Source organism: Anabaena azotica FACHB-119, assembly GCF_014697625.1.
Taxonomy (GTDB): Bacteria; Cyanobacteriota; Cyanobacteriia; order Cyanobacteriales; family Nostocaceae; genus Trichormus; species Trichormus azoticus_A.
In genome coordinates this window covers 20,777-40,628 of record NZ_JACJSG010000064.1, presented here as the reverse complement: position 1 = coordinate 40,628, position 19,852 = coordinate 20,777, and the positions used below count along the sequence as shown (strand labels likewise).

The window sequence follows — 19,852 nt, the reverse complement described above, 5'->3', positions numbered from 1 at the left end:
TTCAAAGCTTTCACAAAAGAAAACTCATGTCTGAGAACCTTGCTAAGACGATATAAGTCTTTCTGCCCTACACCTCGGTTATCCATCCAAAAACGAATAGCTTTGTTGCGAACGAATTGACAGGTTCTCATCGCCTCATCAATGGCTGCATATTGAGTTGTTTTCCCTTTAGCTTTAAACTCTAAAACAATCATTTTATGTGGAAAACTCCTACGCAAATATTCTACCATAATCAAAGCCGTCCAAGAAGGACGGGGCTTTAGACCCAGTTTTTTGGTAAATCTGCTTCCAGTTCTTGAATAAATTTTAAATCTTCTGCTAACAGCGTTTGATGATTGTTGTTAGCATTCTCATCTAAAAAGTTGAAGGCTTGGCGGAATTGTTCGGGACTAGCGGCAAATGGTGCATCAAAGTGACAGGCGATAATCTGTTGAAAATCCCATTTCGCTACCGTATCAGCCCAGTTGCGGACTTGTGTTGGGGCTTGGGGCAGAATTAATATTTGTAAAATGGGGGCGACAAAGGGTCGTCCATTGGCGGATAAGGCAGTAAATGATTGTTGCCAATTTTCTCGCCAGCGAAAGGGGAAAAAACCAAAGTATGCTTTTGGTGAATGATCTGGGGCTTTGAGGGCTTCGCGCCACATCTGGACAAACCCAGATAATTCTATGGCGCTGGGACGAAAGTAAAGGGCAAATAGGGCAATACGTTGCCATCCTTGGCGACGGTTAGCTGGGGTATCTTCAATAGCTTGGGAGGCGTTGTCCCTGGCGTGAAATAATAGGGGATAAGGTTCTAGTTGGAGGATAGTCGGTGGTTGGGCTGATACGGATAGCACAGAATCAGTCACCAATAGAGTATGCGATCGCCTGTGTAAAAATGCTACCTCAACAAAAGCACCCCGCCCTAAATTAATATCTAACACTGCATAATCAAACTCATCAGCAAACGGAGTTTGACGGGAATCTTCTGGTAAAGTTTGAGTACGTTTTTGGGGAAAACCCAGCCAACTTAAGGGCAAGTTAAACGGAAAACTCCACTGATGAGGGGCAACAAATACCTGTGCTTGAGGAAACTTTCTGGCGAAGGGGCCGACGAATATTTTATGCTCAAGTCCAGAACTGGTAGGGAGAATTATATACTTAACTTCGCCGTACTTGGCGACTAACTCATTTACTAGTCGCACACATTCCTTAGTTGGTGCAACCGGTGCATAAACTAGTAAACCACCCGCATTCAGCCTAATTACTGACATCCTAATCGGTACTACTGTATACAGAATGCCTTGAACTTGGTCGAATGTCCAGATAGTATCTTTAACTATCTCCCGGCAAACTGTGCGCCTTCTGCCGTAAGGATAAAGCGGTAAAGCCGGCCAGAACGGCCAAGACCAATCTTGAGGATTATTTTGTGACTGTATTTGTGAATTCATCATTATTTGCCCATTTCCATCTGCTGATCAATTTCTAGCATTAGGCAGGTTGAGAGGGTCGGGCGTATTGATTAATAATTAAGGTAGGGAGATGAGGAAGTAACCCACCCCTACCCCTCCCTGGAGGGGAACAAGAAGTGGGGGAGACTAATGACTAATGACTAATAACTAACAATTATGAATCAAACTGCCTTAAATCTAGCGGCAATAGCTGTTTTTCTGATGACTTTATCGGCTCTTTTGGGGCCGTTAATTAATTTATCACCAACAATTCCGGCGATCGCTACCTTCACAATTCTGGGCATAGCAACTTTTGATAGTTTTAGCTTGCAAGGTAAGGGTGGTACTATCTTTTTGGATTGGGTATCAGGGTTTTCACCACAATACCGCGATCGCATTATTCACCACGAAGCCGGACACTTTTTGGTAGCTCACTTGTTGGGTATTCCCGTTACAGGTTACACTCTCAGCGCTTGGGAAGCTTGGCGAAAAGGTCAAGCTGGCCAAGGTAATATTTCCTTTGAGGATGGCGAATTAGCCGCTCAATTAGAACAGGGTAAAATCAGCAATCAGACATTGGAGCGCTACTGTACTATTTTGATGGCAGGAATTGCTGCGGAGACTTTAGTTTTTGAAGATGTTGAAGGTGGAACTGACGATAGAAGAAAACTAGCAAATATTTTCAAAATTTTGGGTTTTTCTGAGTCAGTTTGTCAGCAAAAACAACGGTTTCACATTCTCCAAGCAAAAACTCTCATCCAAGACAACTGGGTGAGTTATCAAGCCTTAGCCCAAGCCATACGCCAAAGGGCGGCGATCGCAGACTGCCAAAAAGCGATCGTCGATGCTCAAGCTAGGGAGTAGGGAGGGGAGGAAATGTGGTTCTCTGCGTTCACTACGGGACGCTACGCGAACGCGATAGCGTGTCGTAGACAGACGCTCCGCGAACGACTGCGCGGTAATCGAGCGTTCGCGTAGCGTAACTGGAGCGTCGTGGCGAAACACCTTTTACATCAATTAGGAAACTTTATTATTCAATATTCATACTTCTGGAGGATTGACTGACAGTACAACAGATAACTCAAAAGCAGGAAAAGTATAACGTTATTTTAGATATAAATATTTACAAGCGCATCTGGATATATCCATATGGGTAATGGGTAGCAGTTCGGCTTTGCAAAACATTGATTGGTGGGCAGTGCATCCTGACTTTTCACGTTATAGCAGGGGACAGGTGATAGGGGACTCTTGACAGGTTTAAAACCTGCTTACTATAAAGATTTTGTGATTCTTCAATGTCCTAACCTATGTGGCTACTGCTATATGTGGAAAAGTTAACAGCAGACCTAACCCCCCAGCCCCCTTCCCTTCAAGGGAAGGGGGAGAAATCAAAGCCTCTGGACTTGTAGGAGAGAGGTCTTTCAGATTCCGTGAAAAGTCAGAGTGCATCGGCCTAAAAATACTATCCCCAGTCCCCAGTCACGCCAGTTCGCTCAACGGAGGGAACCTCCGCACGCGACTGGCTCCCCAGTCCCCAATACCTACATTAAAAAAAACGCTGCAAATTGTCTCACAATTTGATACCCTAGCAAGAACAGATTTGAGAAAATTTAACAGCGTGGAAATTCAACTTGGGCGGGGGAAGACAGCTCGTAGAGCCTACGGCATTGATGAAATTGCTTTAGTCCCCGGTAACAGAACACTCGATCCGAGTTTAGCCGATACTCGGTGGAAAATTGGCAACATTGAACGCGAAATCCCCATTATCGCCAGTGCGATGGATGGCGTTGTTGATGTGAAGATGGCTGTGCGGTTATCACAGCTAGGTGCATTAGGCGTTCTCAACTTGGAAGGCATTCAAACTCGCTATGCTGACCCAGAACCGATCTTAGATCGGATTGCGTCAGTAGGGAAGGATGAATTTGTCTCCTTGATGCAGGAACTATATGCTGAACCCATCAAGCCTGAATTAATCACCAAGCGTATCCAAGAAATTAAAGAACAAGGTGGAATTGCGGCTGTTAGTGCCACGCCTCTAGGCGCAAGTAGATACGGTGAGGTAGTAGCCCAAGCTGGGGCTGATTTATTCTTCATCCAAGCTACAGTAGTTTCTACCGCCCACCTGTCACCAGAGTCAGTAACGCCGCTAGATTTGGCTGAATTTTGCCGTTCTATGCCCATCCCGGTGGTGTTGGGTAACTGTGTGACTTACGATGTCACCTTAAACTTGATGAAAGCAGGCGCAGCCGCCGTATTAGTGGGAATTGGCCCTGGTGCGGCTTGTACTTCTCGCGGGGTGTTGGGTGTAGGCGTACCCCAAGCAACGGCGATCGCAGACTGTGCCGCCGCACGCGATGATTATTATCAAGAAACTGGGAAATACGTCCCCGTTATCGCTGATGGTGGTTTAATCACAGGTGGCGACATCTGTAAATGTATCGCTTGTGGTGCTGACGGCGTAATGATTGGTTCCCCCTTCGCTAGAGCCGCCCAGGCCCCAGGAAGAGGCTACCATTGGGGTATGGCCACACCCAGCCCAGTATTACCCCGTGGAACCCGCATTCGTGTCGGGACTACAGGTACTCTCGAACAAATCTTAACAGGGCCAGCCGGGCTAGATGACGGTACTCATAACCTCTTAGGAGCGTTAAAAACTAGCATGGGTACACTGGGAGCCAAAGATATTAAAGAAATGCAGCAAGTTGAAGTGGTGATTGCTCCCTCATTGTTAACTGAAGGCAAAGTATATCAGAAAGCTCAACAATTAGGCATGGGTAAATAAACAGCTTTTTGTCAGTTGTCAGTAGCTAGTAGTCAGTCTGACTTTTCACGGGCTGAAAAACCCCACTTCCATTCCTCTCACGCCAGTTTGCTCAAGTCGGGAAACCCCTTCGGGTTCGCCAGTTGCCTGCGGTTCGCGTAAGCGTCTGTCTACGACACGCTCCGCGAACGGAGAGAGGGAAACCCTCCCGCAGCACTGGACTCACCGCCCACGCAACTGGCTCCCCTACAAGTCCAGAGGCTTTAATTGCTCCCCCTTCCCTTGTAGGGGGCTGGAGGGTTAGGTAGGAGCGTTAACTTTTCCACATGACGTGAAAAGTCAGTTAGTCAGTAGCTGGCGATATGTAAAGCTAGCTCCCAAAGACATGAGTATGAGATTGGCACAAAACAACTGTCAACTGTCAACACTTCCGTGAGCTTCAGTGCAGCGCTGTCAACTGTCAACTGTCAACTGCCAACTTTAAATTATTCAGAAATTTTTTCCAGAGTTTTTCACATCCACTGGAAAAATCCCATATGTCGCCTACAATAGATATAGCGGAGACGCATGTTTCCGTTCACTCCTCACACCACACTCCGCCCGGACTACTGTTCGGGCGGTTCCTTATATGTACATAAATTCTTCAGCTTCTTTGCAAATGTACATCCTTTGTCTTTTAGGCAGTTGTTTTTGCTATGGTAGAATTTTCACGAAAGTCAGAAATATAATTGGCAAAGGTTTTTAGGCATGTCAGCAGCCGCACAAGTTACAGATTCTACTTTTAAGCAAGAAGTAATCGACAGCGATGTACCAGTTCTGGTCGATTTTTGGGCCCCTTGGTGTGGCCCTTGCAGAATGGTCGCTCCTGTTGTCGATGAAATAGCTCAACAGTACGAAGGTAAAATCAAAGTAGTGAAAGTCAACACTGATGAGAATCCCCAAGTTGCAAGTCAGTATGGCATCCGCAGTATTCCCACTCTGATGATTTTTAAAGGTGGGCAAAAAGTCGATATGGTAGTCGGCGCAGTGCCTAAAACCACATTATCTCAGACTGTGGAAAAATACGTTTGACAATCAATCAGTTGTCAACTGTTGTTGAGGAATCTATTGTCAATAGGGTTAAGTAAATATTCATTTACTTCTTTATGAGGCGCTAGAATCTGCGCCTCGTAAAATTTTCTATCAGAGAATAATGTACTTACACGCCCCCGTCAACTGACAAAATATTCCTCCTGCAAAATTACTCCTAAGCTATATTTTGGAAATGCTGCCTTTAGATATCAGCATACATAGAAATATTGCCTAGTTTATAAAATTATTTGTAGAGTTTGGTAATGGATATTCAGGAAGCGAAAAACTAGAAATAATATAAAGATATATTTTTTATAAAAATATAATATTTTGTAAAAAATAGCTTAAATTATAGATGATAAAATCCTCATGATAGACTGTATAAGCAAATAGCATAACTAAGAAATAAAATCATGCTCATCGAAAAAAGTGAACTATCTTTAGATAGAGTTAAGAAAAATTTGTTTTTATAGTTATCTGCTCAATTTTTCGTAACTTGCCAAGCAGTTGATAAATTGGACACAAAAATTAGGTAAAATGTAATGCCATTGTGGTGGCAGTTCTCATGACCTCATCTGCGTCTTTCGACACATTCGAGTCTCTCCAAGCCGATATTGCGGAATTAATCGATCGCTTACCGACCTTAAAGAATCGGCAACTCATTTATAATGCTTTGGCAACCATCATCCGCCTAGCTGATAGTGATATTGAACGTCTCGATTGGAAAATATTGTCTGCTGCCTTAGCAGACATGGAACAAGGCTTTAAATTGTTTTATGATTACCGACACGTCCGCAAAGTAACTATCTTCGGTTCGGCGCGTCTATCACCAACAACCCCAGAGTATCAAATGGCGGCAGAATTTGGCCGTGCTGTGACCAAGCTAGGATTTATGGTCATGACAGGGGGTGGCGGTGGTATCATGCAGGCTGGTCACGAAGGTGCAGGGCGAGAAAATTCCTTTGGCTTAAACATTCAACTACCGTTTGAACAGCAGGCGAACCCAGTAATTGAAGGTGATCCTAAGCTAATTCACTTTAAATATTTCTTTACTCGGAAGCTGTTCCTCCTCAAAGAAAGCGATGCGATAGCTTTATTTCCTGGTGGGTTTGGCACTCAAGACGAGGCGTTTGAGTGCATGACCTTGAGTCAAACCGGGAAATTTGGCCCTGTACCAGTGGTGTTAATTGACCATCCAGGCGGTGATTATTGGCAGGCTTGGAGTGAATATATTAACCAGCATCTGGTAAAAACCGGGCTAGTCAGTCCTGAAGACCCCAACCTGTACACAGTCACTGATAACCTAGAAGTAGCCTGCAATGCCATTACCCGCTTTTATCAGGTGTATCACTCCTGTCGTTACGTAGGCGATAAGTTAGTAATTCGCTTAACTCAAAAATTATCAGATGCTGAGGTTGACCAACTGAATAGTCAATTCAGCAACATTCTGGTGAAAGGCAAGATTGAAAAAAGTCAATCCTTACCTCAAGAAAGCCAAGATGAAACGATTGATTTACCCCGCCTAGTTCTGTACTTCAATCAACGGGACTTGGGACGCTTATATCAAATGATTGGCGTGATTAATCAAATGGGTGTTAGTTCGACCAAAGAACAGGTACATCCAGAGAGGAAGTAGTCATTGGTAATTGGTAATTGGTAATTGGTAATTGGTAATTGGTAATTGGTAATTGGTAATTGGTAATTGGTAATTGGTCAAAAGTCCATAGTCTCTATTTCTCCCTGATCTCCCCCTACTCCCTCATCTCCCCCATCTCCCCCTACTCCCCAGTCCCCAGTCCCCAGTCCCTAGTCCCCAGTAAACAATTTCCTACTCCCCAATGAGAAAAACACCAGTTATGATTACTCCATGCTGATAATCAGCAGGAAGGGCGTATATTAGCACAGGAAACAATATATTAAAGTGTAACTGGGGAGTGAGTCATGCTGGAATTGTTGAGTTCGGGTTTAGTTTCTATCTGGCTGGAAATGGCTGGGGTAAAAATCAAACCGACAGATGCTTTAGATGTGGTAACTTGGCAAAGTAGCCCTGGCTTGGTTATTGCAAATGACCCCAATCCAGCAGGAGTTAATACAGTTAAGGAATATCTCCAAGGATTAATCACAACCAAATTAATAGCCCAGAATCTGGGGGAAAGCCAAGGCGTTTGGTTACAGTCGGGGCCGATGCTAATGGCTAATCATCAAGGGACTACGCCTCTGCCGGCGGCTTCTCTGACGAAAATTGCGACTTCACTGGCAGCTTTTACTACTCTGGGGCCAGATTATCAATTTGAAACTACTGTGGCGACTAATGGTTCAGTGGTTAATGGTGTAGTACAAGGTGATTTAATTATTAATGGCGACGGCGATCCGATGTTTGTTTGGGAAGAGGCGATCGCTCTAGGTAATACACTCAATAAAATGGGGATTAAGCAAGTTAAGGGAAATCTGGTCATTACAGGCAACTTTGCCATGAATTTCCAACGCCATCCCCAATTAGCTGGGCAAATGGTTAAACAAGCATTAAATTCTAAAATTTGGACTCGTCCGCCAATTTATATTCATTCCATTATGCCAAAGGGAACAGCCAAGCCCCAAGTAGCTATTAATGGTACAATTAAATACTCAGCCCAACCCATCGCTAAACAAACTCTGTTGATCCGGCATCGTTCTATACCCTTGAAGCAGATCATCAAGGAAATGAACGTTTACAGCAATAATGAAATCGCCCAAATGTTGGCAGATGATATAGGTGGACACTTGGTAGTGCAAGACAAAGCTGCCAAATTAGCGCGAGTCCCACATTCAGAAATTCAGTTAATCAATGGTTCTGGACTTGGCCCGGAAAATCGGATTTCTCCCAGGGCGGTTTGTGCGATGTTGATGGCTTTGCAACAAGAAGCCGCCGCCCATCAACTCAACTTGGCTGACTTGTTCCCCATGTCTGGGTTTGACCATAGAGGAACAATGCACTTTCGGCATTTACCCTTAGCGACTGTGATGAAAACTGGCACATTGCGCGATGTGAGTGCTTTAGCTGGTGTTTTCCCGACACGCGATCGCGGTTTGGTTTGGTTTGCTATCATCAACCGTGGCCCTCAAATTGGCGCTTTCCGTCAACAACAAGACAAACTTATACAACGTCTTGTACAGTTGTTACAAATTGCTCCCAATACACCTACAGCCCTCACTCCCCATTCACCGAATTCTTTACCCGACCTGGGTAATACTAAGCGTAGTGAAATTGTTTATGGGGGTTAGTCATTAGTCCATAGTCCATAGTCCATAGTCCAGAGTTATTTTCCCCTCCCTCCTGCCTCCTGCCTTCTGCTGACAGTATTTTTTCGGTTGCTGGCTGTTGTAGACTACATCTAAGTAATCTACGTGCATCTTCTTAATTTTTAGCCCAGTGAAAACCATTCTGATTTTGTCAGCTCATCCCATTGACTGTGAACCTCTGCGTTTAGATCAAGAAGTACGGGACATTGAAGCGGGTTTAGAACGTGCTAGAAACCGAGATCAGTTTCGAGTGATTTCTAAATGGGCGGTGCGTACTCAAGATTTACGGCGGGCGCTGTTAGATAATGCGCCTGAAATTGTCCATTTTTCTGGGCATGGTGCAGGTAAGGCAGGTTTAGTTTTAGAAGATGAAGCTGGGAAAGGTCAGCTAGTGAATACAAAAGCACTAGCCAAGCTATTTGAGTTGTGTAAAAACTCAATTCAATGTGTATTTTTAAATTCCTGCTACAGTGAGGTACAAGCAGAGGAAATTCATCAACATATTGATTGTGTTGTGGAGATGAATGACGAAATTGGGGATGTAGCAGCTAGAGAATTTGCGATCGCATTTTATGATGCACTAGGCGCTAATCGGTCATACGAGGATGCTTACGAGTTTGGCTGTAATGCACTCGACTTACAAAGCATACCAGAGTCGGCAATTCCTGTGCTGAAAACTAGAAGAATTAACAATAAGCTAACCCAGGCAATTCAGCCCTTATCTTTAGAAAATCCCGAAGGGCAAGTTTCCCTAAATTCAGCTTTATATGTTAACCGTCCGCCAATTGAAAGCGACTGTTTTGAAGCAACTCTCACAGCCGGAGCGTTAATTCGCATCAAAGCTCCCCGGCAGATGGGTAAAAGCTCATTAATGTCAAGAATTTTGCATCATGCACAGCAACAAAATTATCGCACTGCTTATTTGAATTTTGAGGAAGCGCATGCAGAATTTTTAGGTAGTTTGGATCTATTTTTGCAGTGGTTCTGCGGCAGTATTAACGATAATTTGAATTTGCCAAATCAGCTAGAAGATTACTGGAAAGGAATTTTGGGAAGTAAAAGCAAAGCTAGTAATTACTTCCAAAAATATTTATTAAAGCAAATTGATACGCCAATTGTTTTAGGTTTAGATGAGGTGGATGAAATCTTTAAACACCCAACAATTGCCAGTGATTTTTTTGGGTTATTGCGTGCTTGGCATGAACGGGCGAAAAATGACCCAATTTGGCAAAAACTCAGGCTGGTGATAGTTCATTCTAAGGAAGTGTACATTCCTTTAAATATTAATCAGTCCCCCTTTAATGTGGGTTTACCTGTGGAATTACCAGAGTTGAACCAAAGCCAGGTAAAAGATTTAGTGCAGCGTCATGGGTTGAATTGGTCGAACTCCCAGATAGAAAAGTTGATGCTGTGGTTGGATGGACATCCTTACTTGCTCAGGGTGGCATTGTATAACATTGCAAGGGGGAGGATGACGTTAGAAGAGTTAGAACAAGTTGCACCCACGGAAGCAGGTTGTTATAGCGACCACTTGCGCCGCCATTTGTTGAATTTACAAGCTGATCCTGAATTGTTGGCGGCTATTAAAAAAGTAGTGAAAGCGGAAGATCCCGTGGATGTGGGAACGGTAGAAGCGTTTAAACTCCGCAGTATGGGGATAGTGAAATTTCAGGGGAATAAAGTTATGCCATTGTGTAAATTGTATCGGCAATATTTTGGCGATCGCTTGAAGGTATGAAGGACTGGGGACTGGGGACTGGGGACTGGGGTAATGCACAATATGATGGTTTTGGAGGCCAATGCCTACTGGCGTGTCTAGACTAAACTTGTACATTAGCCAACAATCTAACATCTTAATCATCTGCGTTCATCTGCGTACCCTGCGGTAAGGCTGCGCCAACATCTGCGTTCAATTTATTTCCAATATATTGCCACATTTTAGCCTAGACACGCTACTACTATGGGTAATAACAAGAGAAATAATTATAGCTAAAAGGTAGAGGCAAATGGTGCAAATTATTCAGGGAAAAGATGTCACTCTAGCTGGACTAATTGAGCAATTTGGATTACAAATTGCAGACGATGAAGGCTTTTTTTCGGAGTGGGAACAAAATTTACCTGAGTTAAGTGAGTTAGAAAAGCAATCCCTTAACCAAGTAAAAGCAGAATATTTACATTTATCGCTTTATCCGGTTTTGGAACCCGTAGTCAAGATGGTGGTGCTATCTCCCCTATTACGTTTAGCAGGTTTTTATCAACCACCTTTTTACATTGCTTCAGCACAAGAAGTAGAAATTTCTTCAGAAGATGAAGGCACAGTCATTAGAGGACGCATCGACATTTTAGTTTTTCACCCTCCATTTTGGGTGCTTGTGATTGAAGCTAAAAGAGCGCAATATTCTTTAGAAGTAGCGATTCCTCAAGTATTAGCTTATATGCTAGCAAGACCCGACAATGCAAAACCTCAATATGGTTTTGTAACCAACGGTCGAGAATTTCAATTTATTAAACTGATGCAGCAAGATACACCAAAATATTCATTATCTTACACACTGTCACTAAATCGTGGTGATGATTTGCATACTGTTGTGAAAGTTTTAAAACACCTAGCTAATCTAATTAGTCAAAAAGTACAATGATGACCCCTCTCCAAACCTCTCCCCTAAAAGGAGAGAGGCTTTAAAACCCCCATTCCCTACAAGGGAAGGGGGCAGGGGGGTTAAGTCTTTATGATTTTAATGTCAGCAATAAGTAGAAGGACTTAATAAAATATAAGTTCGTAGTAAGGGCTTTAGCCCTTCAGAACCTTGTAAGAGAGCGATAAATCGCTTACTACAAACAAAAGCCTATTTTATATTTAATTATGTCTAACTACTTAATACTTTTCAAACAACCTCTAAGTCTCAAATTTTTTCATAGCCGTAACACACCCTATTTAAGATTTACTTTATAAATGGTTTCTAAGTATTTGTAGAGTGGGCATTGCCCACCGTATTATATCTTTGGTGGGCAATGCCCACCCTACGTATATTTCAAAAATCTCGTTCTCTTTAATTTTGAATTTTGAATTTTGAATTGATTCCTCCCCAGTCCCCAATATGACTAAATATCAATATCAAGTCGGGGGTAGTCTTCCCGCAGATGCGCCGACTTATGTAAAACGAAAAGCTGATGATGATTTGTATGCAGGCTTGACGGCTGGCGAATTTTGTTATGTTCTCAATTCGCGGCAAATGGGTAAATCTAGCTTGCGGGTGCAGGTGATGCGGCGGTTGCAAGAAGAGGGGTTTGCCTGTGCGGCTGTGGATATTACAGCGATTGGGACGGCTGATATTACCCCTGAACAATGGTATGCCGGGGTGATTGATATTTTGGTGGGAGATTTTGATTTATATAGTGATTTTGATTTGGAAACTTGGTGGTATGAAAACAATTTACTTTCGCCAGTGCAGCGTTTGAGTAAGTTTATTGAACAGGTTTTATTGTCAAGAATGAGTGAGAAAATTGTCATTTTTATTGATGAAATTGATAGTGTTCTCAGTCTTGGTTTTAATCTGGATGACTTTTTTGCCGTGATTCGGGATTGTTATAACCGACGGGCGGATAATCCTGAGTATGAGCGGATTACATTTGCTTTGATTGGGGTGTCTACTCCTTCAGATTTGATTCAAGATAAACGCCGCACACCTTTTAATATTGGGCGAGCGATCGATTTAACGGGTTTTCAACTCGATGAGGCGGAACCTCTGGCGCGGGGTTTGGCTGTGGTGGGAAATCCTCAAGAGGTTATGGCGGCGGTGTTGGCTTGGACGGGGGGACAGCCGTTTTTGACGCAGAAGGTTTGTAGTTTGGGGATTGGGGAGGAATCAATTCAAAATTCAAAATTCAAAATTCAAAATTGAAGACAACGAGTGATGGAGATGGGGGAGATGGGGGAGAATCCAAAATCCAAAATCTAGAATCCCAAATTGAGGAGGTTGTGCGGAGGCGGATTATTGAGAATTGGGAGGGACAGGATGAGCCGGAGCATTTATTGAGGGATTGCTGTTAGCAGTGCAGAGTGGGGAAAAACTCAAAACTTTAGTCAAGGATAAAAAATCTTTAGCAGATTATCCGGCTTATAGTCCTTTGTTTAGTTTGCAGAGTATTCTACTTAATATTCGGGAAATAAATCGCCTAGAAGGTCATAGCGAATCGGTCATTAGTGTGGTGTTCAGCCCCGATGGCAAAACATTGGCATCCGCCAGTCGTGACCAGACGATCAAACTGTGGAATCGGCAGACAGGTAAACTCATCTCCACCCTTCCTTCGGAACGCTACGCGAAAGAAGGTCATAGCGATAGGGTCTGGAGTGTAGTGTTCAGCCCCGATGGTAAAACATTGGCATCCGCCAGTGGTGACAAGACCATCAAACTGTGGAATCGGGACACTGGTAAACTCATCTCCACTCTAGAAGGTCATAGCGAATTGGTCTGGAGTGTGGTGTTCAGCCCCGATGGCAAAACATTAGCATCCGCCAGTGGTGACAAGACCATCAAACTGTGGAATTTGGATCTGGATAATTTACTGGCGCAGGGTTGCAGTTGGCTGAAGGGTTATTTGATTAGTCATCCTAATGCACCAAGAGTATGTGCGAATAGGGAGTAGGGAGTGGAGGAAATGAGGGGATGGGGTTTTTGGTGAAGAGGCGATCGCCTGCCAGAAAACTCATGATAAATGTGGTGTAGAAGGCAATCATTGAAGAAATTAACAACATTGTTCAAGTTCAAATCTTGAACGTTCTCGTTTCCACCCTGACGTTTCTCGTTGAAAACTAAAACGTTCTCGTTTCCACCCTGACGTTTCTCGTTTTTAGCTTCAATGCTCCGTTTTAATAGCGATCGCCCTATAGTAAAAAGTAATTATTCTGTGCATAACCTATGAAAGCTGAAGAATATCCATTTGTTCAAGAATTAATTACCGATAAACAAGGTCAAGTCCTCAAAGTAGTCCTAGACTTTGAGGAATATCAGCGTTTATTAGATGCTATTGAAGATGAAGGACTTTATCGAGCCATGCAGGCAGTTAAGGACGAAACACCTTTAAGCTTAAATGAGGCGCTAGTATTTTTTACCTAAATGAGATCGCCTCTGGTCGCAGACCATCACTCTAATTTCTCGCACTTGGTTCTTCGGGGATAATTTCTGTGACTACGCGATCGCCAGAATTCCCGCCTGTGACTACTATATTTTCTGTATCCAAATTCCCGACGGCTGTCTCACCATTAAATGTGAGCGCTGGTTTAACTTGTTTGTATACCACATTCCCCTGGGCTTCTACTAATTGCCGATCAAGATACCATGTCAGTTTTTGCGAATTTAGGGTTTGACGACGTTGACCCACAGCATTCACATTACCTGTAAGATATGCTGTCTTTTGTGGTATTTTCATTTCTCCCTGGTTGGCAGTTACTGTTAATTGTTCCACACGTTGGAATATGCGGAGGGGAGATTTTGTTGTCACTGTTTCTGTGTTCATATTCCAGTTCAGGAATTTACCAGTTATATCTACTGGTGGGTCTAGTAAATAGATTTGAGCATTTTGATTAACTGTAGCTACCTTGGTTTTTAAGTTAACTTCCGCCGAGTCACCCCGACCGCGATCTGTGATTTGATTGTTTTTGTAACGGTCAAATTGCATCGGGCGATCGCCGATTAATTTTTCTTCTTTAATTTGCCAAATTAAATGTTCAGTCCGCATTTGCATCTGGGGATCAAGAGAGTTAGCCACTACCCCACCAGAAAATTCCATCTTTTGTTCACGGGTTTTTACCTTAGCTTCCTGTGCGGTGGCTTGTAGCTGTTTATGAGTACCATTAATTTGGTTACGAACAATTAATAAACCCTCGTTTGGTCGCCATTCTAATTCATTACCTTGTAAGACTACACCATTTTTTGGGTCGGTAGCTAATATTTTTCCTTTGAGAAATAGCTGTTTACCATCTTGTACAATATCGGCTTTTTCCCCTCTAACTTGGTAAACTATTTGCCCTTCTTGGTATAATTCTCCGTAGGGACTTATCGCTTCACCTATTTCTTTTTCCTTGGTATATTGCGCTTGTTTGGCTTTAACTCTCCAAACGGGTCGCCCTACTTCATCTGCTTGTTCTAAGGTGACATCGAAGAAGGTTAAATTACTATCTTTTCTACCTGTACCAGCATTATTTTGTTGATTATTTGTAGGTAATTTACCGACACAAGCTGTTAAGCCGATGATTAAAAGAGTAGTTAGAAATAGATTATACCACTTGATTTTCTTTAATCTCATATTTATAGTTAAGTAAAATAGAATCTTCTATTGATTTTGGTAGGGTTAGATGGGAATTGCCCACAGTATCATGGTTTTGGTGGGCTGAAAACTGACACCCAATACAAATAAAAGTGGGGGGACGTTGTGGTAATTCCCCCCTGTTGAGTTAAATTGATGATTTTCTGCTACCTTTTATATATAGCAGTTGCTAGATGAATGATGATATGTAGTCAACAGCTTTTCAAACTGTCCCCTGTACCCTGTCACCTGTCACCTAACAATCAATCAAGAATCTTGGATTTCTAGGTGTCCGTCGCTGGGGTCATCCAAAAATCCCATAGCGGATAATGGACGATAGGGGTAGCTTTGGCGCGGGGTTTTTTGGATGTCTTCTTTGATGGCTTCTAAATCAATGTAGCGATCGCTCACATTAATTAAGCTATCACTTGTCATTGACCTTAAACTCACAACTTCCACCCGCACGCCACGATAACTGACAGAATTAACAGCATAAGCCAAATCCCCATCACCACTGACCAGAACAGCAGTATCATAAGAATCGACTAAAGCCATCATATCCACAGCTATTTCTACATCTAGGTTGGCTTTTTTTGAGCCATCTGGCAACTGTACCAAGTCTTTGGCGATGACGCGATAACCGTTACGCCGCATCCACAACAAAAACCCCTGTTGCTTCTCATTGGTTCTATCTACACCAGTGTAGAAAAAAGCCCGCAACAACCGAGAACCGCCAGTCAAACGACATAGCAATTTTGTGTAATCTATTTCAATTCCTAATTGCAAAGCAGCGTAGAATAGATTTGACCCATCAATAAAAATGGCAACCCGTCCGCGATTTTCTAAAACCTGTTCTGGCGTAAATATCGAATCATTTTCTAGATTATTCAACATTGATGTCATACCTCGATTTTATCCTTGTTATTTTTGATATTTATTAATCAATTTTGGTTGGCAAAATCAGCTTATGTTAATGTTTCGGGGCTAATATAAGGTTCAGCCCCGTTAATTTTTGGAAGAAAGAATTAAGATGAACTGAATTGACTTTAATCAAAAATTAAAAACAGTTAAACTTTTTTTGTTGCTTCTATGCGTTTAAAAATGGGTTGGGGTTGACCCAATTTTTGTTGATGAGATAGCAAGCCCCATTGTGAGTGCATCTCAAAAGGAGCAATATCTGTTTGTGCGTTGAAGTCAATTCCAAAGCCCAGTTGCTGATAAATACTGCTACTGATATTGGGAATTACTGGCGAAAGTAGATAAGCTGCGAGTCTCACAGATTCTAAAACGGTGTATAGTACCGTTTCCACCTCCTGCTGTCGCCCTTGTTTATATAATGTCCAAGGCGCTTGTTCATCAATAAACTTATTGCTGGCTTGCACTAAGGACAGTACAAGTTCGCAAGCTTGATTAAAAGCTAACACTTCATAAGCTTGTTTGACTTTTTCTCCTAAATTTAAACCTAGTGTTTTCAAACTGTTTTCCGCCGGAATATCCTCATTGGTAATTGATAGCGCGTAATCAGCGCAGTATTTTTTCACCATGTTTAAGGTGCGGTTAAGCAAATTACCCAAATCATTCGCTAAATCTGCATTTAGTACATTGATGAATCTAACTTCATTAAAATCGCCATCTTTGCCAAACTCGATTTCCTTAAGGAAGTAATAACGAACTGCATCACTTCCATACTGCTGAACTAAACCTACGGGATCTACTGTATTACCCAGACTTTTGCCCATTTTTTGCCCATCTTTGGTTAAAAAGCCATGTCCAAAAACGCGATCAGGTAAAGGTAAACCAGCAGATAACAGCATTGCAGGCCAATATACCGCATGAAAGCGTAATATGTCCTTACCAATGAGGTGTAAGTTCATCGGCCACCATTTCGCCAGTGCATTTTCTAGGGTGGGTTCATCTTGGGGGTCTAATAATGCTGTGACATAACCCAGCAAGGCATCGAACCATACATATATGGTATGTTTGGGGTCGGTGGGTATGGGAAAACCCCAATCTAAATTCACCCGCGAAATCGAAAAGTCTTGCAAACCTTGGCTGACAAAGCTCAGAACTTCATTGCGGCGGCTTTCTGGCTGGATAAAGTCGGGGTGAGACTGGTAAAACTCCTCTAATTGGGTTTGATATTTGGAGAGACGGAAAAAGTAGTTTTGTTCGTCTCGCCATTCCACTTCCTTATTGACATGAATAGGGCAACGATTTCCTTCTAGGAGTTCCCGTTCTTCCTTAAACTCTTCACAAGATACACAATACCACCCTTTCTGCTGCCCTTGGTAGATGTCGCCACCTTCCCATACCCGCGCGAAAAATTCGTTGACAATGGCGTGGTGACGGACAGCTGAGGTGCGACTAAAGCGATCGTAGCGAATATTCAGTAATTCCCATAAACTCATGAAGCTAGGGACAACACTATCACAAAACTCTTGTGGCGCTTTCCCTAAACTCTCGGCTGAACGCTGAATTTTTTGCCCATGTTCATCTGTACCTGTGATCAGCAGTACCTCACGCCCTAGTAGCTTCTGAAATCGAGCTACTGCGTCTGCTGCTATTGTTGTGTAAGCGCTACCAATGTGAGGAACATCGTTTACATAATACAGAGGTGTGGTTAGAGCAAATGTCTTTTTTACTTGATTCACTAGAGTCATGCAAAATAAAAAGTTTACTTATAAAAACGTTTTATATCTTAACTTCTGTTAGCAAAGCGACGCAATTATATAACATTACCCCCATTTTTTCCCAGAACCCTTTAATAGTAGCAAATTTCCTACCCCAAGAATTATTTCGTAATATCTATAATTCCACCTAATGTTGAATGAAAGGCTGAAATCAACTGTTAATATTCTCGGAGAATGGCTTCATGAAGCTTATCGTGACAGAGAATACAAATCCGGCAAATTGAGTAATTTGATGGCTTTTGTAAATAAGACATTTCTACCTTAAGGCGGTCATGACATTGGTAAAGAAATGTAAAAATTAAATCAAGATCAGCTGCGATATTTTCCCAAAAAAACATATTAATCAGATATGAGTGTAAATAACTCCTTAGATATTTCTCGGACATTCCTAACAGCACTCTCTACTAGAACTTTTCGCTATTACGAGGATCGCATCCCCCAAGATGCTAGTTTGTTAATAGTGAGCAATCATCGCAGTTTTATGGATGCACTGGTGTTAATGGCGGCTTTATCAAGCCCAATTCGCTTTGCTTGCCATCACTATATGGGACAAGTGCCAATATTGCGAGAGTTTGTTACAGGACAATTGGGTTGCTTTCCTTTGGAAGAAAATCAAAACCGCCAGCAAAGCTTTTTTACCCAGTCACAAAGGCTACTACAATCAAAGCAGATGGTAGGAGTATTTCCAGAGGGGGCTGATCCGATGGTAAAATATACACCAGCCAATAGGGTAGGTGAATTTCGTCGCGGCTTCGCTCATCTAGCGCTACGTTCTCAGGTGCAAGATTTGGCAGTTTTACCAGTGGCGATCGCATCCTTAGAAGAAAGTAACACTGCGGCATTTCCCCTAAAATTGTTGAGTCTGTTTGATCCTTCCGAACCATTATTTAATCAATACGGTTGGCATCCATTGGTAGTCTATCATCGGGTGGCTATCTTAATCGGTCGTCCTTACTGGATTACACCCCATCATCACCACCAATATCACGGCAAACAGGCGAAAAATGTTGTGGCTGAACTAACCACACACTGTCATGATGAAATTTCTAAGTTATTATACCAGGGGTGTTATTGAGGTGATAGGGGACTGGGGACTGGGGAATTTTGAATAGCTGTTATGTAATCTACGTAAAGAACAAATTTGATTATTTATATATTTATTTTTGGGATACTCATCAATAATTCAAAAAATACTTATTATTAAGTGGCATTAATCAAAGTATCTTTAAATAAAATTTATACCGCCAAGCTATGATTTTAACTGAACTATAAGCATCGTAATTTACTTTTGCCAAGACTCAGGATACCGATATTTCTCCTCTCACCTGTAACCTGTAACCTGTAACCTGTCCCCTAACAGTGCATTCAGAACCAAGCTTGATGCTGGGATTGTCCCAGTTAGACAAAGTATACTCTGTTGATAGAGTAAAGTTTATAAAAACGTTAGATAAAATCTAAATTTAAAAATGCCAGAAGTTGAATTAAAACCCTGTTTCCTGACTCCGAGACGCATACAACCAGAGTATCCGTTGTTCGTCTATTTACCAGGAATGGATGGGACTGGTCAATTATTGCGATCGCAAACTGCGGGGTTAGAAAGAGGGTTTGATGTCCGTTGTTTAGCGATCCCCCGCCAAGACCTCACAGGCTGGGATACCTTAACAAATAACGTTTTAGACTTAATTCATACAGAATTGGAAAAAAGCTCCCAGAGAGTAGTTTACTTGTGTGGTGAGTCCTTTGGCGGTTGCTTGGCGATGAAAGTCGCCATAAAAGCACCAAAATTATTTAAACGTCTGATTTTAATTAATCCCGCTTCCGCCTTTAAACTGCGTCCTTGGTTAGATTGGCTGTCTCAACTGGTAGAATTAGTGCCAGAATGCTTATATGATGTAGGCGCACTAGGATTATTACCCTTTTTAGCATCTTTGCAACGAATATCCGACAATATTCGCCACGAATTGTTAAAAACCATGCGTTATGTCCCAGCAGAGACAGTAGTATGGCGCTTATCTTTATTGCGAGAATTTGATATTGAAGATGAGCAATTACGCTCTTTAACGCAATTAACATTATTAATAGCAGGTGGAAGCGATCGCCTACTACCATCGGTAAACGAAATTACCCGCCTAGCAAATATCATTCCCAATTCCCAACCAGTAATTCTACCCGATAGTGGACACGCCTGCTTACTAGAGGAAGATGTCAACCTCTACGAAATTATGCAGCTTAATAACTTCTTAGAAGTTAAAAGTCCCAAAATACCTCATCTCAAAATCCCTCAGCAACATCTGTAAATTTCTTCTCTGTGTC

13 protein-coding genes and 3 pseudogenes are annotated in these 19,852 nt (G+C 42.4%); 11 read left to right on the top strand and 5 right to left on the bottom strand.

The genetic code is table 11. From position 1 onward, the window contains the following. Together H6G83_RS30925 and H6G83_RS30920 are read right to left on the bottom strand one after the other, a co-directional pair. Positions 1 to 194 (bottom strand): annotated as a pseudogene (locus tag H6G83_RS30925) (hypothetical protein); the annotation flags it as partial. A gap of 65 nt (positions 195 to 259) precedes the next feature. Further along, on the bottom strand, positions 260 to 1,432 hold the full coding sequence (locus tag H6G83_RS30920) for a DUF4336 domain-containing protein (protein WP_190479288.1): 1,173 nt from the start codon (positions 1,430 to 1,432) through the stop codon (positions 260 to 262). A 177-nt stretch (positions 1,433 to 1,609) separates the two neighbouring features. On the opposite strand from H6G83_RS30920, the gene H6G83_RS30915 reads away from it, so the two are divergent. The 9 genes and pseudogenes from H6G83_RS30915 to H6G83_RS30870 all read left to right on the top strand — a co-directional run bounded on the left by H6G83_RS30915 (position 1,610) and on the right by H6G83_RS30870 (position 13,660). Next, on the top strand, positions 1,610 to 2,296 hold the full coding sequence (locus H6G83_RS30915; protein WP_190479286.1) for an ATP-dependent Zn protease: 687 nt from the start codon (positions 1,610 to 1,612) through the stop codon (positions 2,294 to 2,296). 754 nt (positions 2,297 to 3,050) lie between these two features. After that, a complete protein-coding gene (locus H6G83_RS30910; protein ID WP_190479301.1) occupies positions 3,051 to 4,214 on the top strand; it encodes a GuaB3 family IMP dehydrogenase-related protein in 1,164 nt (387 codons plus the stop codon). Positions 4,215 to 4,916: 702 nt separating this feature from the next. Continuing rightward, positions 4,917 to 5,264: pseudogene (trxA, locus tag H6G83_RS30905) on the top strand (thioredoxin); the annotation flags it as partial. Positions 5,265 to 5,829: 565 nt separating this feature from the next. Then, a complete protein-coding gene (locus H6G83_RS30900; RefSeq protein WP_190479281.1) occupies positions 5,830 to 6,900 on the top strand; it encodes an LOG family protein in 1,071 nt (356 codons plus the stop codon). Between the two features lie 305 nt (positions 6,901 to 7,205). Then, on the top strand, positions 7,206 to 8,525 hold the full coding sequence (locus H6G83_RS30895; protein WP_190479279.1) for a D-alanyl-D-alanine carboxypeptidase/D-alanyl-D-alanine-endopeptidase: 1,320 nt from the start codon (positions 7,206 to 7,208) through the stop codon (positions 8,523 to 8,525). A 148-nt stretch (positions 8,526 to 8,673) separates the two neighbouring features. Beyond that, positions 8,674 to 10,281, top strand: a complete 1,608-nt coding sequence (locus H6G83_RS30890; RefSeq protein ID WP_190479277.1) for an AAA-like domain-containing protein — start codon at positions 8,674 to 8,676, stop codon at positions 10,279 to 10,281. Positions 10,282 to 10,549: 268 nt separating this feature from the next. Then, positions 10,550 to 11,182 (top strand): type I restriction enzyme HsdR N-terminal domain-containing protein, encoded by a 633-nt coding sequence (locus H6G83_RS30885; protein ID WP_190479275.1) that lies wholly within the window; start codon positions 10,550 to 10,552, stop codon positions 11,180 to 11,182. A gap of 459 nt (positions 11,183 to 11,641) precedes the next feature. Continuing rightward, positions 11,642 to 13,190: pseudogene (locus tag H6G83_RS34880) on the top strand (AAA-like domain-containing protein). 272 nt (positions 13,191 to 13,462) lie between these two features. Then, positions 13,463 to 13,660, top strand: a complete 198-nt coding sequence (locus H6G83_RS30870) for a hypothetical protein (RefSeq protein WP_190479273.1) — start codon at positions 13,463 to 13,465, stop codon at positions 13,658 to 13,660. A 31-nt stretch (positions 13,661 to 13,691) separates the two neighbouring features. Here the strand turns inward: H6G83_RS30870 and lptC are convergent, their stop codons facing one another. From lptC to metG, 3 genes are all read right to left on the bottom strand, one after another. Further along, on the bottom strand, positions 13,692 to 14,849 hold the full coding sequence (gene lptC, locus H6G83_RS30865; protein ID WP_190479271.1) for an LPS export ABC transporter periplasmic protein LptC: 1,158 nt from the start codon (positions 14,847 to 14,849) through the stop codon (positions 13,692 to 13,694). Between the two features lie 267 nt (positions 14,850 to 15,116). Next, positions 15,117 to 15,743 carry a LabA-like NYN domain-containing protein gene (locus H6G83_RS30860; RefSeq protein ID WP_067767452.1) on the bottom strand — a complete coding sequence of 209 codons (627 nt, stop codon included), beginning with the start codon at positions 15,741 to 15,743 and terminating at the stop codon, positions 15,117 to 15,119. 173 nt (positions 15,744 to 15,916) lie between these two features. Continuing rightward, on the bottom strand, positions 15,917 to 17,509 hold the full coding sequence (gene metG / locus H6G83_RS30855; RefSeq protein ID WP_190479269.1) for a methionine--tRNA ligase: 1,593 nt from the start codon (positions 17,507 to 17,509) through the stop codon (positions 15,917 to 15,919). A 379-nt stretch (positions 17,510 to 17,888) separates the two neighbouring features. Between metG and H6G83_RS30850 the strand changes: the two genes are divergently transcribed. Both H6G83_RS30850 and H6G83_RS30845 read left to right on the top strand, forming a co-directional pair. Beyond that, positions 17,889 to 18,614, top strand: coding sequence for a lysophospholipid acyltransferase family protein (locus H6G83_RS30850; RefSeq protein WP_190479266.1), 726 nt, complete (start codon positions 17,889 to 17,891; stop codon positions 18,612 to 18,614). 391 nt (positions 18,615 to 19,005) lie between these two features. Further along, entirely contained in the window at positions 19,006 to 19,836 is an 831-nt protein-coding gene (locus H6G83_RS30845) for an alpha/beta fold hydrolase (protein WP_190479264.1), read from the top strand. Positions 19,837 to 19,852 lie beyond the last annotated feature (16 nt).

Bases quoted from the DNA above. Each gene is read 5' to 3' on its own strand.
- H6G83_RS30920 (WP_190479288.1), bottom strand. From the start codon at position 1,432: ATGAATTCACAAATACAGTCACAAAATAATCCTCAAGATTGGTCTTGG.
- H6G83_RS30915 (WP_190479286.1), top strand. From the start codon at position 1,610: ATGAATCAAACTGCCTTAAATCTAGCGGCAATAGCTGTTTTTCTGATG.
- H6G83_RS30900 (WP_190479281.1), top strand. From the start codon at position 5,830: ATGACCTCATCTGCGTCTTTCGACACATTCGAGTCTCTCCAAGCCGAT.
- H6G83_RS30895 (WP_190479279.1), top strand. From the start codon at position 7,206: ATGCTGGAATTGTTGAGTTCGGGTTTAGTTTCTATCTGGCTGGAAATG.
- H6G83_RS30885 (WP_190479275.1), top strand. From the start codon at position 10,550: ATGGTGCAAATTATTCAGGGAAAAGATGTCACTCTAGCTGGACTAATT.
- H6G83_RS30870 (WP_190479273.1), top strand. From the start codon at position 13,463: ATGAAAGCTGAAGAATATCCATTTGTTCAAGAATTAATTACCGATAAA.
- lptC (WP_190479271.1), bottom strand. From the start codon at position 14,849: ATGAGATTAAAGAAAATCAAGTGGTATAATCTATTTCTAACTACTCTT.
- H6G83_RS30860 (WP_067767452.1), bottom strand. From the start codon at position 15,743: ATGTTGAATAATCTAGAAAATGATTCGATATTTACGCCAGAACAGGTT.
- metG (WP_190479269.1), bottom strand. From the start codon at position 17,509: ATGACTCTAGTGAATCAAGTAAAAAAGACATTTGCTCTAACCACACCT.
- H6G83_RS30850 (WP_190479266.1), top strand. From the start codon at position 17,889: ATGAGTGTAAATAACTCCTTAGATATTTCTCGGACATTCCTAACAGCA.
- H6G83_RS30845 (WP_190479264.1), top strand. From the start codon at position 19,006: ATGCCAGAAGTTGAATTAAAACCCTGTTTCCTGACTCCGAGACGCATA.